At 69.9% G+C, this 13,174-nt stretch carries 15 protein-coding genes; 9 read left to right on the forward strand and 6 right to left on the reverse strand.

What is annotated here, in order from left to right:
- Positions 1 to 121 precede the first annotated feature (121 nt).
- Positions 122 to 562 carry a MazG nucleotide pyrophosphohydrolase domain-containing protein gene (locus AB0F04_RS18495; protein ID WP_362042743.1) on the reverse strand — a complete coding sequence of 147 codons (441 nt, stop codon included), beginning with the start codon at positions 560 to 562 and terminating at the stop codon, positions 122 to 124.
- Positions 563 to 658: 96 nt separating this feature from the next.
- Here AB0F04_RS18495 and AB0F04_RS18500 point away from each other — a divergent pair, with 96 nt between their 5' ends.
- Positions 659 to 1,660 (forward strand): TAXI family TRAP transporter solute-binding subunit, encoded by a 1,002-nt coding sequence (locus AB0F04_RS18500; protein WP_362042745.1) that lies wholly within the window; start codon positions 659 to 661, stop codon positions 1,658 to 1,660.
- Between the two features lie 40 nt (positions 1,661 to 1,700).
- Here AB0F04_RS18500 and AB0F04_RS18505 read toward each other — a convergent pair whose 3' ends face one another.
- Positions 1,701 to 3,107, reverse strand: a complete 1,407-nt coding sequence (locus AB0F04_RS18505; RefSeq protein WP_362042747.1) for a HAMP domain-containing sensor histidine kinase — start codon at positions 3,105 to 3,107, stop codon at positions 1,701 to 1,703.
- Between the two features lie 9 nt (positions 3,108 to 3,116).
- On the reverse strand, positions 3,117 to 3,803 hold the full coding sequence (locus tag AB0F04_RS18510) for a response regulator transcription factor (RefSeq protein WP_053671050.1): 687 nt from the start codon (positions 3,801 to 3,803) through the stop codon (positions 3,117 to 3,119).
- 289 nt (positions 3,804 to 4,092) lie between these two features.
- Here AB0F04_RS18510 and AB0F04_RS18515 point away from each other — a divergent pair, with 289 nt between their 5' ends.
- The 8 genes from AB0F04_RS18515 (at position 4,093) to AB0F04_RS18550 (ending at position 10,554) form a co-directional block, all read left to right on the forward strand.
- On the forward strand, positions 4,093 to 4,869 hold the full coding sequence (locus tag AB0F04_RS18515) for an amino acid ABC transporter ATP-binding protein (RefSeq protein WP_362042749.1): 777 nt from the start codon (positions 4,093 to 4,095) through the stop codon (positions 4,867 to 4,869).
- A gap of 84 nt (positions 4,870 to 4,953) precedes the next feature.
- A complete protein-coding gene (locus AB0F04_RS18520) occupies positions 4,954 to 5,793 on the forward strand; it encodes a glutamate ABC transporter substrate-binding protein (RefSeq protein ID WP_362042751.1) in 840 nt (279 codons plus the stop codon).
- Between the two features lie 75 nt (positions 5,794 to 5,868).
- Positions 5,869 to 6,534, forward strand: coding sequence for an amino acid ABC transporter permease (locus tag AB0F04_RS18525; RefSeq protein WP_053671052.1), 666 nt, complete (start codon positions 5,869 to 5,871; stop codon positions 6,532 to 6,534).
- Complete coding sequence (locus AB0F04_RS18530; RefSeq protein ID WP_362042752.1) at positions 6,531 to 7,427, forward strand: amino acid ABC transporter permease; 897 nt, start codon at positions 6,531 to 6,533, stop codon at positions 7,425 to 7,427. Before AB0F04_RS18525 ends, AB0F04_RS18530 begins: the two co-directional genes overlap by 4 nt.
- A gap of 176 nt (positions 7,428 to 7,603) precedes the next feature.
- Positions 7,604 to 9,211 (forward strand): FAD-dependent monooxygenase, encoded by a 1,608-nt coding sequence (locus tag AB0F04_RS18535; protein ID WP_362042754.1) that lies wholly within the window; start codon positions 7,604 to 7,606, stop codon positions 9,209 to 9,211.
- A gap of 221 nt (positions 9,212 to 9,432) precedes the next feature.
- Positions 9,433 to 9,504, forward strand: coding sequence for a putative leader peptide (locus AB0F04_RS18540; protein ID WP_309544753.1), 72 nt, complete (start codon positions 9,433 to 9,435; stop codon positions 9,502 to 9,504).
- Positions 9,505 to 9,601: 97 nt separating this feature from the next.
- Complete coding sequence (locus AB0F04_RS18545; RefSeq protein WP_362042756.1) at positions 9,602 to 10,138, forward strand: cysteine dioxygenase; 537 nt, start codon at positions 9,602 to 9,604, stop codon at positions 10,136 to 10,138.
- The gene (locus AB0F04_RS18550) at positions 10,135 to 10,554 is read left to right on the forward strand and encodes a rhodanese-like domain-containing protein (RefSeq protein ID WP_362042758.1); all 420 of its coding nucleotides are present in this window, start codon (positions 10,135 to 10,137) and stop codon (positions 10,552 to 10,554) included. The genes AB0F04_RS18545 and AB0F04_RS18550 overlap by 4 nt, the downstream gene beginning before the upstream one ends.
- Positions 10,555 to 10,569: 15 nt before the next feature.
- Here AB0F04_RS18550 and AB0F04_RS18555 read toward each other — a convergent pair whose 3' ends face one another.
- The 3 genes from AB0F04_RS18555 to recA all read right to left on the reverse strand — a co-directional run bounded on the left by AB0F04_RS18555 (position 10,570) and on the right by recA (position 13,055).
- Positions 10,570 to 11,010 carry a GNAT family N-acetyltransferase gene (locus AB0F04_RS18555; RefSeq protein WP_362042760.1) on the reverse strand — a complete coding sequence of 147 codons (441 nt, stop codon included), beginning with the start codon at positions 11,008 to 11,010 and terminating at the stop codon, positions 10,570 to 10,572.
- Positions 11,011 to 11,111: 101 nt separating this feature from the next.
- On the reverse strand, positions 11,112 to 11,927 hold the full coding sequence (gene recX / locus AB0F04_RS18560) for a recombination regulator RecX (RefSeq protein WP_362042762.1): 816 nt from the start codon (positions 11,925 to 11,927) through the stop codon (positions 11,112 to 11,114).
- Between the two features lie 3 nt (positions 11,928 to 11,930).
- Entirely contained in the window at positions 11,931 to 13,055 is a 1,125-nt protein-coding gene (gene recA, locus AB0F04_RS18565) for a recombinase RecA (RefSeq protein WP_362042764.1), read from the reverse strand.
- Positions 13,056 to 13,174 lie beyond the last annotated feature (119 nt).

The raw sequence follows: 13,174 nt of genomic DNA on the forward strand, positions 1-13,174 counted from the left end.
CCCAGGGCATCCCCCGGCCAAATGCCGAGCCGCCCCAGGGCATCCCCCCGGCCAGATGCCGAGCCGCTCCAGGGCATCCCCCCGGAGCAGCGGCCGGCGTGTCCAGTGACGAGACCCGCGGTCAGCCGCCGACGCCCCTCTGCGGCATGCCCCCGTCAGGCGCTCCGCCCGGCACCCACCCCTGCCTGCGCAGCACCCCCGGCACATCCGGTGCCTCGTAGTGCTCGCCCTTGAGGACCTTGCCGTCCTCGCGGCGGGAGACCGAACCGTCGGGTCCGATCTTCGTCATGTTGGAGCGGTGGATCTCGGTGAGCACCGCGTCGAGGTCGATGCCGTGCACCAGGGCGGTGCCGTACGCGACGTAGACCACGTCCGCGAGCTCGTGGGCGAGCCGGTCGAGCGGCCCCCGCACCGACACCTCGGCGACCTCCGCCGCCTCCTCCGCGAGGAGTTCGCCCCGGTGGGCCGCCAGTTCCGGGGAGACCTCCGTCGGCGTGCTGCGGACGTCCAGGCCGAAGGCGCGGTGGAATTCACGGACCAGGTCAGCGGGCGAAGAGCTCATGGGGGCGACTGTAGTGGCGGCCACCGACATGCCCCCGCCCCCGGCTTGTGACCCCTGCCCTGGTCAGGGGGCCACGCGGCTGGCAGGATCGCCCGCATGTCCAGAACGCTCCCCCGTGTCGGCAGGCGTCGGTCCCTGCAGGGCGGCGCGGCCTCCCTCGTGGTCCTCGGCCTGCTGCTGTGGTGGCTGCGCCCCTGGGCCGAGGAGCCGCCGAGCGGGACCATCACGTTCAGCACGGGCACCCGGGCGGGCGTCTACCACGAGTACGGCAAGCTCCTGAGCGACGCGATCGACAAGGACATGCCCGACCTGAAGGTGCGGCTGCAGCCCAGCGCCGGTTCGCAGGAGAACGTCGCGGACGTGGCGACCGGCCACGCGGACTTCGCGATCGCCGCGGCCGACGCGGTCGCCACGTACAAGCTCGCCAAGGGATCGGGCGCCGACCGGCTGCGCGGTGTCGCCCGCCTGTACGACGACTACGTCCAGCTCGTCGTGCCGCCGGACTCGGACATCCGCTCCGTCGCGGACCTGCGGGGCAAGCGCGTGGCCATAGGGCTGCCCGACTCCGGTGTGCGACTGATAGCCAATGGCGTGCTCGAGGCGGCCGGCATCGACCCGGAGAAGGACATCAAGCCCTCGTCGGACGGCATCGACACCGGACCCAAGCGACTCGGCCACGGCCTGGACGCGTTCTTCTGGTCGGGCGGCCTGCCCACCGACGGGCTCAGCCGGCCGGCCAAGAAGTCGGCGTCGGCGTTCCGGTTCGTGCCGATCGACGCCGCGCTGGTGGCCAAGCTGCACGATCAGGGCGGCGCCACCCGCTACTACCGGGCCACCAAGATGCCGGAATCCGCCTACCCCACCATCCAGCGCGGCAAGGCGGTACCGACGCTCGCGGTCTCCAACCTGCTGATCACGCGCAGCGACATGGACCCGCGGCTCACCGAGTGGCTGACCCGTACGGTGCTCGACAGCCGGGATCTCATCGGCAAGGAGGTCCACTCCGCCCAGCTGGTCGATGTCCGCACGGCGATCTACACCGACCCTCTGAAGCTGCACGTGGGCGCCCAGCGCTACTACCAGTCGGTCAAGCCGTAGCACCCGGGCGGACCGCGGCCGCGCCGCAGTCGCCCTCCCGTCAGGCGGTGGGCGCCGACCTCGGTACCGTCACCGTCACCTTCAGTCCGTTCGGCTCATGACGGTCGTACGCGATCGATCCGCCGCCCGCCGCGAGCAGCGCCCGCGAGATGGACAGCCCGAGGCCCGAGCCCTTGATGTTCTGGTGCCGGCCGCTGCGCCAGAAGCGGTCGCCGACGCGGGCGAGCTCCTCCTCGGTGAGGCCAGGGCCCTGATCGGTCACGACGACGGTGGAGGTGTCGCCGTTGGAGGCGACGGTCACCTCCACGGTCCGCTCCTCGGGCGTGAACTTCACCGCGTTGTCGATGACGGCGTCCAGCGCGCTGGACAGGGCGACCGGGTCGGCCCACGCGGTCGTCGGCGGGCAGTCGCCCACCAGGCGCACACCCTTGGCCTCGGCGGTCGGGGCCCAGGCCGCGAGGCGCTCGGCGGCGAGTTCACCGATGTCGGTGATCCTCAGATCCGCCTCGGTGTGCTCGGCCAGCGCGAGGTCGAGCAAGTCGTCCAGGACTTGCGCGAGGCGCTTGCCCTCGGCCTGGACCGAGGCGATCTCCTGGTTGCCCTCGGGCAGTTCGAACGAGAGCAGCTCGATGCGCAGCAGCAGCGCGGCGAGGGGGTTGCGCAGCTGATGGGAGGCGTCGGCTACGAAGGCGCGCTGCTGCTCCAGCACGTCCTCGACGTTGTCCGCCATCTCGTTGAACGACCGGGCCAGCCGCTGGAGTTCCGGCGGACCGCCGGCGGCGGCGACCCGGGACTTGAGCCGGCCGGTGGCGATGTCGTGAGTGGTGGCGTCCAGGACGCGCACGGGCTTGAGCACCCAGCCGGTCAGCCGCAGGGCGGCACCGACGGCCAGCAGCATCGCGGCGAACTCGCCCGCGCCGATGACCAGCCAGCCGTGCAGCGTGCGGGAGCGCAGCTGTCCCGTGGGCGAGTCGGTGACGACGACCGCGACGACGTCGCCGTCCCGGATGACCGGCGAGGCGACCACGAGGTTGCGGCGCTGCCAGGGCCACACCTGCTGCGGGTCGTGGCTGCGGCGGCTGAGCTTCGCCTCGTCGAAGGCGTCCCGCACCTCGCCCTCCTCGGGCAGCGACCACTCGGCGGGAGCGTGGGCCATGGCACGACCGGTGCGGTAGAAGACACCGGCCCGGATGCCGTAGACCTCGTAGTAGCTGCGCAGCTCGCTGCTGAGGGTGGCCAGGCGCTCGTTCTCGAAGGCGTCGGTGGTTCCGTCGGGCGAGTCGGTGACGAACTGGGCGAGGGCAGCGAAGCGCGCCGTGTCGTCGATCCGGTCGACGACGACCTTCTGCTGCTGGGCGCCGGCGAGACTGACGGCGAGCGGAACGCCGAGCGCGAGCAGAACGGCCGCCATCAGGACGATGAGCAGCGGGAGCAGACGAGTGCGCACCCGGCCCCGCTACCCGGCAGGCGCGACGAGCCGGTATCCGACTCCGCGGACGGTCTCGATGAGCGCCGGCATCCGCAGCTTGGCGCGCAGGGACGCGACGTGCACCTCCAGGGTGCGCCCGGTGCCCTCCCAGCTGGTCTGCCACACCTCGCTGATGATCTGCTCCCGGCGGAAGACCACTCCGGGCCGCTGCGCGAGCAGGGCCAGCAGGTCGAACTCCTTGCGGGTCAGGCTGATCACCGACCCGTCCACACTGACCCTGCGGGTGGGCAGCTCGATGTGCACCGGGCCGAGCCGCAGCTCGGTCTCGATGCCGCTGGAGGTGTCCTCGTGGGAGGTGCGCCGGCTGACCGCGTGGATACGGGCGAGCAGTTCCCCGGTGTCGTAGGGCTTCACCACGTAGTCGTCCGCGCCGAGATTGAGGCCGTGGATGCGGGAGCGCACGTCGGAGCGGGCCGTGACCATGATCACCGGGGTGCTGGTGCGCTTGCGGATCTTGCCGCAGACCTCGTATCCGTCCTGGTCGGGCAGGCCGAGGTCGAGGAGGACGACGCCGAAGCAGTCGCCCTCGGGGACGAGCGCCTGGAGAGCCTCCTCACCGCTGCGCGCGTGCGTGACGTCGAACCCGTGCCGTGCCAGAACCGCCGACAGGGCGGCGGCGACGTGGTTGTCGTCCTCGACGAGCAGCAGTCTCACCCGGTCCCCCTTCAGTTCATCGGCCGTACGATCTGAATGTGTACACAACGCGTGCACACGCGCGCGTGCACCTTGTGCAGTCACGCTGATGGAGGAGGACGGCGTCAAGAGGGTTCCGGTTGCGGATCCCTTCCGTTACCCGGCCGATATCAGCGCTGCTCACAAGTGCTACGACACGTGTCCGATTGCTATCGGATCGTGATGCTCAGATTCCCCTCAGATGTAATGACGCAGGTCGTAGAGGGTAACTACTGTCCTCCGAAACCGAGGAGGACGGAGCCTGAGAGCGATGACCGAAGTATCGGTGGCCAAGGAAGATGTGGCCGCGACCGGCGAACTGGTCGTCCTGAAGAGCGTCAACAAGCACTTCGGCGCGTTGCACGTACTCCAGGACATCGACCTGACGATCGCCCGCGGTGAAGTCGTCGTGGTCATCGGACCCTCCGGGTCCGGCAAGTCCACCCTGTGCCGCACCATCAACCGCCTGGAGTCGACCGACTCCGGCTCGATCACGATCGACGGCAAGCCGCTCCCCGCCGAGGGCAAGGCGCTCGCGAAGCTGCGCGCCGACGTCGGGATGGTCTTCCAGTCCTTCAACCTCTTCGCGCACAAGACCGTGCTCGAGAACGTGATGCTCGGCCAGATCAAGGTCCGCAAGAAGGACAAGAAGACGGCCGAGGAGCGGGCCCGGGCCCTGCTCGACCGGGTCGGCGTGGGCGCGCAGGCCGAGAAGTACCCGGCTCAGCTCTCCGGCGGCCAGCAGCAGCGCGTCGCCATCGCGCGGGCGCTGGCCATGGAGCCGAAGGTGATGCTCTTCGACGAGCCGACCTCCGCGCTCGACCCCGAGATGATCAACGAGGTGCTGGAGGTCATGCAGCAGCTCGCCCGCGACGGCATGACCATGATCGTCGTCACCCACGAGATGGGTTTCGCACGATCGGCTGCAAACCGCGTGGTGTTCATGGCAGACGGCCGAATCGTCGAGGAGGCTGCGCCCGACCAGTTCTTCAGCGCTCCGCGCAGCGACCGTGCCAAGGACTTCCTTTCGAAGATCCTGCACCACTGACGGCACGGGTCGCGTCCGACGCACACCCCCTGCCGCCCGCCCCTTGAGGGCCCGCATCTCTTCACCAGCCAAAGGATGTTCATCATGAAGCTCCGCAAGGTCACCGCCGCCTCGGCCACCGTCTTCGCCCTCGCCCTCACCGCCACCGCGTGCGGCGGCGACAACAGCACCGGCGGCGACTCCGGCTCCGACGGCGGCAAGACGATCACCGTCGGCATCAAGTTCGACCAGCCCGGCCTCGGCCAGAAGACGCCGCAGGGCTACGCCGGCTTCGACGTTGACGTCGCGACGTACGTCGCGAAGAAGCTCGGTTACAACGCCGACCAGATCGAGTGGAAGGAAGCGAAGAGCGCCGACCGCGAGACCATGCTCCAGCGTGGCGACGTCGACTTCATCGCGGCGACCTACTCGATCACCCCCGAGCGCCAGGAGAAGGTCGACTTCGCCGGTCCTTACCTGCTGGCGCACCAGGATGTTCTGGTTCGTGCGGACGACAACAAGATCAAGTCGCCCAAGGACCTCAACAACGCCAAGCTGTGCTCGGTCACCGGCTCCACCTCGGCGCAGAATGTCAAGGACAAGCTGGCGCCCAAGGCGCAGCTGCAGCCGTACCCGACGTACTCCGCCTGCCTGCCCGGTCTGCAGAACGGTGCCGTCGACGCGCTGACCACCGACGACTCGATCCTCGCCGGTTACGCCGCCCAGTCGCAGTTCAAGGGCAAGTTCAAGCTCGGCGGCTTCAAGCTGACGAACGAGAACTACGGCATCGGCGTCAAGAAGGGCAGCGACCTCAAGGACAAGATCAACAAGGCTCTTGAGGACATGGTCGCCGACAAGGCGTGGCAGGAGGCCGTTGACAAGAACCTCGGCCCGGCCAACTACAAGAACGAGCCCGCGCCGAAGATCGGCGACATCAAGAGCTGAGGCAACGCCTGAAAGGTGCGCCGCTCTGCGGAGCGGCGCACCCGGGCATCCCTATACGCGGAAGCGCGGGAGATCGTGTTCGACTTTCTTGAGGGTTATGACCTGCTGGGAGCCTTCTGGACGACAGTGCAGCTCGCTGTGCTGTCCGCCGTCGGCTCGCTCATCTGGGGCACGCTGCTGGCCGCCATGCGCGTCGGCCCCGTGCCACTGATGCGCGGCTTCGGGACCGCGTACGTCAACATCGTGCGGAACATCCCGTTGACCGTCATCATCCTGTTCACGTCGCTGGGCCTGAACCAGACGCTGGGGATCTCCCTCGGCGCGGACGACGTCGAGACGATCAACTTCCGGCTCGCCGTCCTGGGGCTGATCTTCTACACCTCGTCCTTCGTGTGCGAGGCCCTGCGCTCCGGCATCAACACGGTGCCGGTCGGGCAGGCGGAGGCGGCCCGGGCGATCGGCCTCAGCTTCAACCAGGTGCTGGGTCTGGTCGTGCTGCCGCAGGCGTTCCGTTCGTCCGTCGTCCCGCTGGCGAACGTGCTGATCGCCCTGATCAAGAACACCACGGTGGCCGCGGCCATCGGTGTCGCCGAGGCGGCGGTGCTGATGAAGGAGATGATCGAGAACGAGGCTCAGCTGCTGTTGATCTCCGCGATCATCGCGTTCGGATTCGTGGTCCTGACGCTGCCGACCGGTCTGATCCTCGGCTGGGTGGGCAAGAAGGTGGCGGTGAAGCGATGAGCTCCGTTCTGTTCGACGCGCAGGGGCCTCGCGCCAAGCGTCGCAACGTCGTCCTCACGGTGGTCTTCCTGGTCGCCGTCGCCGCTCTGCTGTGGTGGGTGTACAAGGCCCTCAAGGACAAGGGTCAGCTGGAGTGGGTCCTGTGGGAGCCGTTCTTCTCCGGCAGCGAGGCCTGGACCACCTACATCTGGCCCGGACTGCAGAACACGCTGAAGGCCGCGGCCCTGGCGATGATCATCGCGCTGCCGCTCGGCGCGGTCCTCGGCATCGCCCGACTGTCGGACCACGCCTGGGTCAGGGTGCCGGCCGCGATCGTGGTCGAGTTCTTCAGGTCCATCCCCGTGCTGGTCCTGATGATCTTCGGTCTCGCGCTGTTCGCCGAGTACACCGCCGTGAGCTCCGACGACCGTCCGCTGTACGCCGTCGTCACCGGTCTGGTGCTGTACAACGCCTCCGTCCTCGCCGAGATCGTCCGGGCGGGCATTCTGGCCCTGCCCAAGGGCCAGTCCGAGGCGGCGATGGCGATCGGCCTGCGGAAGGGGCAGCTGATGCGCCTCATCCTGCTGCCGCAGGCGGTCACGGCGATGCTTCCGGCGATCGTGAGTCAGCTCGTCGTCATCGTGAAGGACACAGCGCTCGGCGGCGCGGTCCTGACCTACGCGGAGTTGCTCGCCGCTGCCGGCACGATGAGCGGCTACTACGGCGGGAACATCATCCAAAGCCTCATCGTCGTGTCCGTGATCTTCATCGCGCTCAACTTCGCCCTGACCTCGTTCGCCAGCTGGCTGGAGCGCCGGCTGCGGCGCGCCAAGAAGTCGACCGGCGCGGTCGTCGGCCCGAACGAGGCGGAGATCGCCGGCACGGCGGGGACCGGCGCCGGAGGCACCATGTGACACCCGCTCACCTCGCGTGACAGACTCAGGGGCAGTGGCATGATCGCCACTGCCCCTGGTCACTTGACGCAAGCACCGGCAATGGGTTGCATACGTTCTGTGATCGTGCACCCTGCTCCAACTTCCTGTTCACCTACGTCTCTCAAGACACCACCGCGGGCAGGGGGCGCCACGCCGTGGACCCGGTGATCATCGTCGGAGCGGGGCCCGTCGGGCTCACGCTCGCCTTGGCGCTGGCGCGTCAGGAGGTGCCGTGCGTCGTCCTCGACGAGGGCCCGGGCAAGGACGAACCCCGCGCGGCACGCACCGTCGTCCTGCGTGAGGACACCGCCGCTCTGATGGAACGGCTGACCGGTATGCCCCTCGGCCGGGCCGGTGCGCACTGGGCCGGATGGCGGTCGGTGCGGCGCAAGCAGGTGATGCGCGAGGTGGTTTTCGACGACGCCGAGCCCGCCCCCCTGCACATCGCCCAGCACGTGCTGACCGGAGCGCTGCGCGCCGCCCTCGCGGACGAACAGCTCGTCAAGGTCGCGGTGGACAGCCGCCTCGACGGCCTCGAACAGGAGCCTTCGGGCGTCACCGCCCACACCCGCGGCCCCAAGGGCACCTGGTGGCGCGGCAGTTACCTGGTCGGCTGCGACGGCCCGCGCTCGACCGTGCGCAAGATCCAGGACATCCGCTTCCCGGGCCGCACGGCGGTGGAACGTCACGCAGTCGCCGCGCTCCGTACGGAACTGCCCTGGCACGACGAGGCGTTGCTGCACCGTCTGCCGCCCTGGCGCATGTCCGGGCCCTCGGCCGGCGAGGTCACGGCGCGTCCGCTGCCGGACGGCGTCTGGCGCCTGGACTGGCTCCTGCCGCCCGGCAAGGACCTGGTCACCCCCGAGCTGCTGCTCACCCGGATCCGGGAGACCCTGGCCGGCTGGGCGGGCGGCACGACCCCGCCGTACGACCTGCTGGACACCGGTGTCCACACCGTCCATCACCGGCTGGCCCGCCGCTGGCGCGCCGACCGTGTGTTCCTCGCGGGGGATGCGGCCCACCTGCTCGGCGCGCTGGGCACACACGGGCTGGACGAGGGCCTGCGGGACGCCGACAACCTCGCCTGGAAGCTTGCCCTCGCCTGGCACCACGGGCCGCACGAGGCACTCCTCGACAGCTACCAGACGGAACGCCGGGCGGTCGTCGCCGCCCGGCTCCGCGCCGCCGACCAGGCACTGCCGCTGCTGCGCGGCGGTGGAGGACTGCGGGCCGTCGTCCCGGGTTCGTCCCGGGGCCACGACGCCCTGCTCACCGAGGGTCACCTGGGGCACGGCCAGCTCGGCGCGCCGGGGGCGTACGCCGACTCGCCGCTCGCGCCCCGCGCCCTCGAAGGGGAGGTCCCGGTCGACACGCCACTCGGTGCACCGGTCACCGACGTACGGGTCACCGCGGAGGACGGCACCTTCGTGCGGCTGCGGGACCGGCTCGGCCGCGGTGCGCTGCTCGTGGTGCTGATCGCACCGGGCACGGGCGTCTGGGAGCGCAAGCACTGGGTCGGCGCGGGCATCATGCCGCAGCTCGCGGCGGCGGTCACCGCACTGCCGCACCGCGCCGAGCTGCTCGTCGCCGAGAGCTATCCGGGTGCGGCTGCGCACACGGTGCTCCTGGTGCGCCCCGACGGGCACCTCGTCACCGCGCTGGGCGGAGTGCGCCCGGCCGATCTGTACGCCGCGGCGGAGGCCACGGTGGGCGGACCGTTGAAGGCGCAGGCAGAGGCCGGTGCTTCGGCCGGTTCACGCTGACTCCGGGCCCCGGGAATCGGGGTTCGGGATTCGCGGGTTCGGAATTCGCGGGTTCGGGGGCCCGGCGTTCGGTCCGGGAGCCCGGTCCCCTGGTCCGCCCGGGACCAGGACTCGGGGTCGGTCCCGGTGATGTGCTCACTGTCACAGAGCGTCCGCATGGTGACAGTGAGTTGACCCGCCCGGGCGGCCGTGGTGTACTCCGGTTCGTGACCGACACCTGTGTGCGCCTGTGGCGGAGGGTCCATATGGACCTCGTCCGCTATGCGGGCTGCGTGTGTCGCCCGTCCTGCTGACTTCGCGTTCCTCTTCTCCTGTGCGCGCGCCGCGCTCTCTGCGCCGGCTGCCGCGCCTCGCCCGCGAACCCTCATCAGGACCTCCAGGACGGCACCCGTGTCTGTATCCCCTTCTGCCACCCCCTCTGTCTCCACCGGTCCGGCTCCCACCCAGGCCGACCTCTATGACTTCGTTCGGCGCACGGCCGCCGACACCGAGCTGATCGACTCCCTGCCGCTCGATCCGGAAGGCCGCACGTGGGTGCGGCTGGAAGGGCCCGGCGGCAGCGAAGCGTGGCTGATCGGCTGGCCGCCCGGCACGGGCACCGGCTGGCACGACCACGCCGACTCGGTCGGCGCCTTTCTGACCGCCTCGGGTGAGCTCAGGGAGAACTCGCTCGCCGCTCGGCTGCCCACCGACGGCTGGAAGACCCTGGAGCTCACCGACGACATGGACCGGCAGCGCCGACTGCGGGCCGGCCAGGGTCGCGCCTTCGGCCGGCACCACGTCCACGAGGTGCTCAACGAGTCCCCCGACCGCCACGCGATCTCCGTCCACGCCTACTACCCGCCTCTGCCGCAGATCCGCCGCTACAGCCGCAGCGGCCCCATCCTGCGACTCGAGCAGGTCGAGCGTCCGGAGGACTGGCAGTGAGCGCCGCACCCGGGCCGACCGGCGGCGCCACCCAACCGCCGGTCGGCATCGACGAGTTGCTGGACCGTGTCCGGGCGGGCTACGAGCGGATCGGACCGCAGGACGCGTACGAGGCCGCCCAGGCCGGCGACGCCCTCCTGGTCGACATCCGCTACGCCGCCCTGCGCGATCGGGACGGCCTCATCCCCGGCGCCCGGGTCGTCGAGCGCAACGAACTGGAATGGCGCCTCGACCCCCAGGGCAGCCACCGCCTCCCCGAGGCCACGAGCCACGACCTGCGCGTCGTCGTGATCTGCAACGAGGGCTATGCGTCCAGCCTGGCGGCCCAGTCCTTGCACCAGCTGGGCCTGCACCGGGCCACGGACCTGGTCGGAGGGTTCCAGGCATGGCGGGAGGCGGGGTTGCCGGTGGAGTGAGAGCGGCGGCTGGGGCTAGGGGATGTAGCGGCGGAAACCTTGGGCCAGGGCTTCGAAACCGCACGCCTTGTAGAAGGTGTGGACGTACGCGTCGTCCGCGGCCAGGAGCTGAACCTTGTAGCAGCCCGCCGACTCCCCCAGCCGAACAGCGGCCTCCATCAGCCGACGGCCGACACCGCTCCGCTGGAAGGAGCCGGCCACCACGACGTTCTCCACGAACAGGATGGCCCTGCCTCCGCGCGTGAGGTTCGGCACGACGATGCAGTCCGCCGTTCCGACCACGGTGCCCCCGGTGTCAGCCACCAGGATCGTCCGTCCCAGCTGCTTGGACATGTCCGCCCAGACGGCGTCCGCGGACGCCTGCGGTAACGGCGCATCGTCCGGGTTCAACTCGCCGTAGAGAGCGAGCAACGCCGGCAGGTCCGCCTCGGTCGCTGAACGCACATCGGTCTTCATGCGCTGAGCGTAGGACGCACACGGCCGGTCAGCGGCGGCAGTTGCTCGTCCGGCCCGGGCAACTGCTCCGGGTCCGGGACCTCGTCCCGTCACCGACACTCTCAGAACCCCTCTTCGCCGAGAAACTCCGTGTCCTCTCCCTCTTCCTCCAGAGCCTGCCGGACCACCCGCAGAGCCATGCCCTCGGGGTAGCCCTTGCGGGCGAGCATGCCCGCGAGGCGGCGGAGGCGTTTGTCCCGGTCAAGGCCACGGGTGGAGCGGAGCTTTCGTGCGACGAGCTCGCGTGCGGTCTCCTCCTCCTGCTCGGAGTCGAGCTGGGAGACGGCCTCGTCGATCAGCGTGGAGTCGACACCCTTGGTCCGCAGCTCCCGCGCGAGCGCCCGCCGGGCGAGCCCTCTGCCGTGGTGGCGGGACTCCACCCAGGCGTCCGCGAAGGCGCTGTCGTTGATGAGGCCGACCTCTTCGAACCGTGAGAGCACCTCCTCCGCGGCGTCGTCCGGGATCTGCCGCTTGCGCAGGGCGTCGGCGAGTTGCTTACGGGTTCGTGGGGTCCCGGTGAGCAGGCGCAGGCAGATCGCCCGGGCCCGCTCGACCGGGTCCCCCGGAGGTGCCTCCTGCTCGGCCCTCGATGAGGAGAGGGCACCTCTGTCTTCGGTTCGGGCCGCCTCACCGAAGCCACGCCGACGACGACCGCGCCCGCCGCGCGGCCCGCCGTCACGCGAGCCGCCTCTGGGTGAACCGCCCCCGTGCGGCCCGCTGTCGTCCCCGTCTCCGTACAGCCGGTCGCCTTCGAGGGGGGTGTCCCCGGAGCCGTCCGCCTCGTCCACGGCCGAGCCGGTATCACCTCCGGTGCCCCTCCCCCGTGGGGCACCGGAGGCGGCGTACTCGTACTCCGCCCAGTCGGTTCGCCGTGTCACAGGTCAGCTCTTGGCTGCGGCGGCCTTGGACTTGGCGGTCTTGGCCGGCGCCGGGGCCGGGACAGCCGGTGCCGCGTCGGCCGGTGCGGAGGCCGCGGCGTCCGTACCCGGCTCGGCGGCCGGCTCCTCGGGGCGCACGCCCACGCCCAGCTTCTCCTTGATCTTCTTCTCGATCTCGTTGGCCAGGTCGGGGTTGTCCTTGAGGAAGTTGCGCGCGTTCTCCTTGCCCTGGCCGAGCTGGTCGCCCTCGTACGTGTACCAGGCGCCGGCCTTGCGGACGAAGCCGTGCTCCACGCCCATGTCGATCAGACCGCCCTCGCGGCTGATGCCCTGGCCGTAGAGGATGTCGAACTCGGCCTGCTTGAAGGGCGGCGCCACCTTGTTCTTGACGACCTTGCAGCGGGTGCGGTTGCCGACCGCCTCCGTGCCGTCCTTCAGGGTCTCGATGCGGCGGATGTCGATGCGCACCGAGGCGTAGAACTTCAGCGCCCGGCCACCGGTCGTGGTCTCGGGGGAACCGAACATCACGCCGATCTTCTCGCGGAGCTGGTTGATGAAGATGGCGGTGGTCTTGGACTGGTTGAGCGCGCTGGTGATCTTCCGCAGGGCCTGGCTCATCAGGCGGGCCTGCAGACCGACGTGGCTGTCACCCATCTCGCCCTCGATCTCCGCGCGCGGGACGAGCGCGGCGACGGAGTCGATGACGATGAGGTCGAGGGCGCCGGAGCGGACCAGCATGTCCACGATCTCCAGGGCCTGCTCGCCGTTGTCCGGCTGGGAGAGGATGAGGTTGTCGATGTCGACGCCGAGCTTCTTCGCGTACTCGGGGTCGAGTGCGTGCTCCGCGTCGACGAAGGCGACCTGGCCTCCGGCCTTCTGCGCGTTCGCCACCGCGTGCAGGGTCAGGGTGGTCTTACCGGAGGATTCCGGTCCGTAGATCTCGACGACACGGCCGCGGGGCAGGCCGCCCACGCCGAGAGCCACGTCCAGGGCGGTGGATCCGGTCGAGATGACCTCGATGGGCTCCTTGGTCCGGTCGCCCATGCGCATGACCGCGCCCTTGCCGAATTGCCGTTCAATCTGTGCGAGCGCGGCATCCAGGGCCTTCTCGCGGTCGGTTCCTGCCATGGGTTCCACCCGATTTGCTTGAGTCGATCGCTTCACGTCAAAGACGCTAACGCCTGCCACTGACAACGCGCCCCGACGCACATCCGGCCTGTGGATAACTCGGGCATTTCTCTACCCAA

The sequence above is a fragment of the Streptomyces sp. NPDC029041 genome, from assembly GCF_040637515.1.
In the GTDB taxonomy this organism is placed as follows: Bacteria; Actinomycetota; Actinomycetes; order Streptomycetales; family Streptomycetaceae; genus Streptomyces.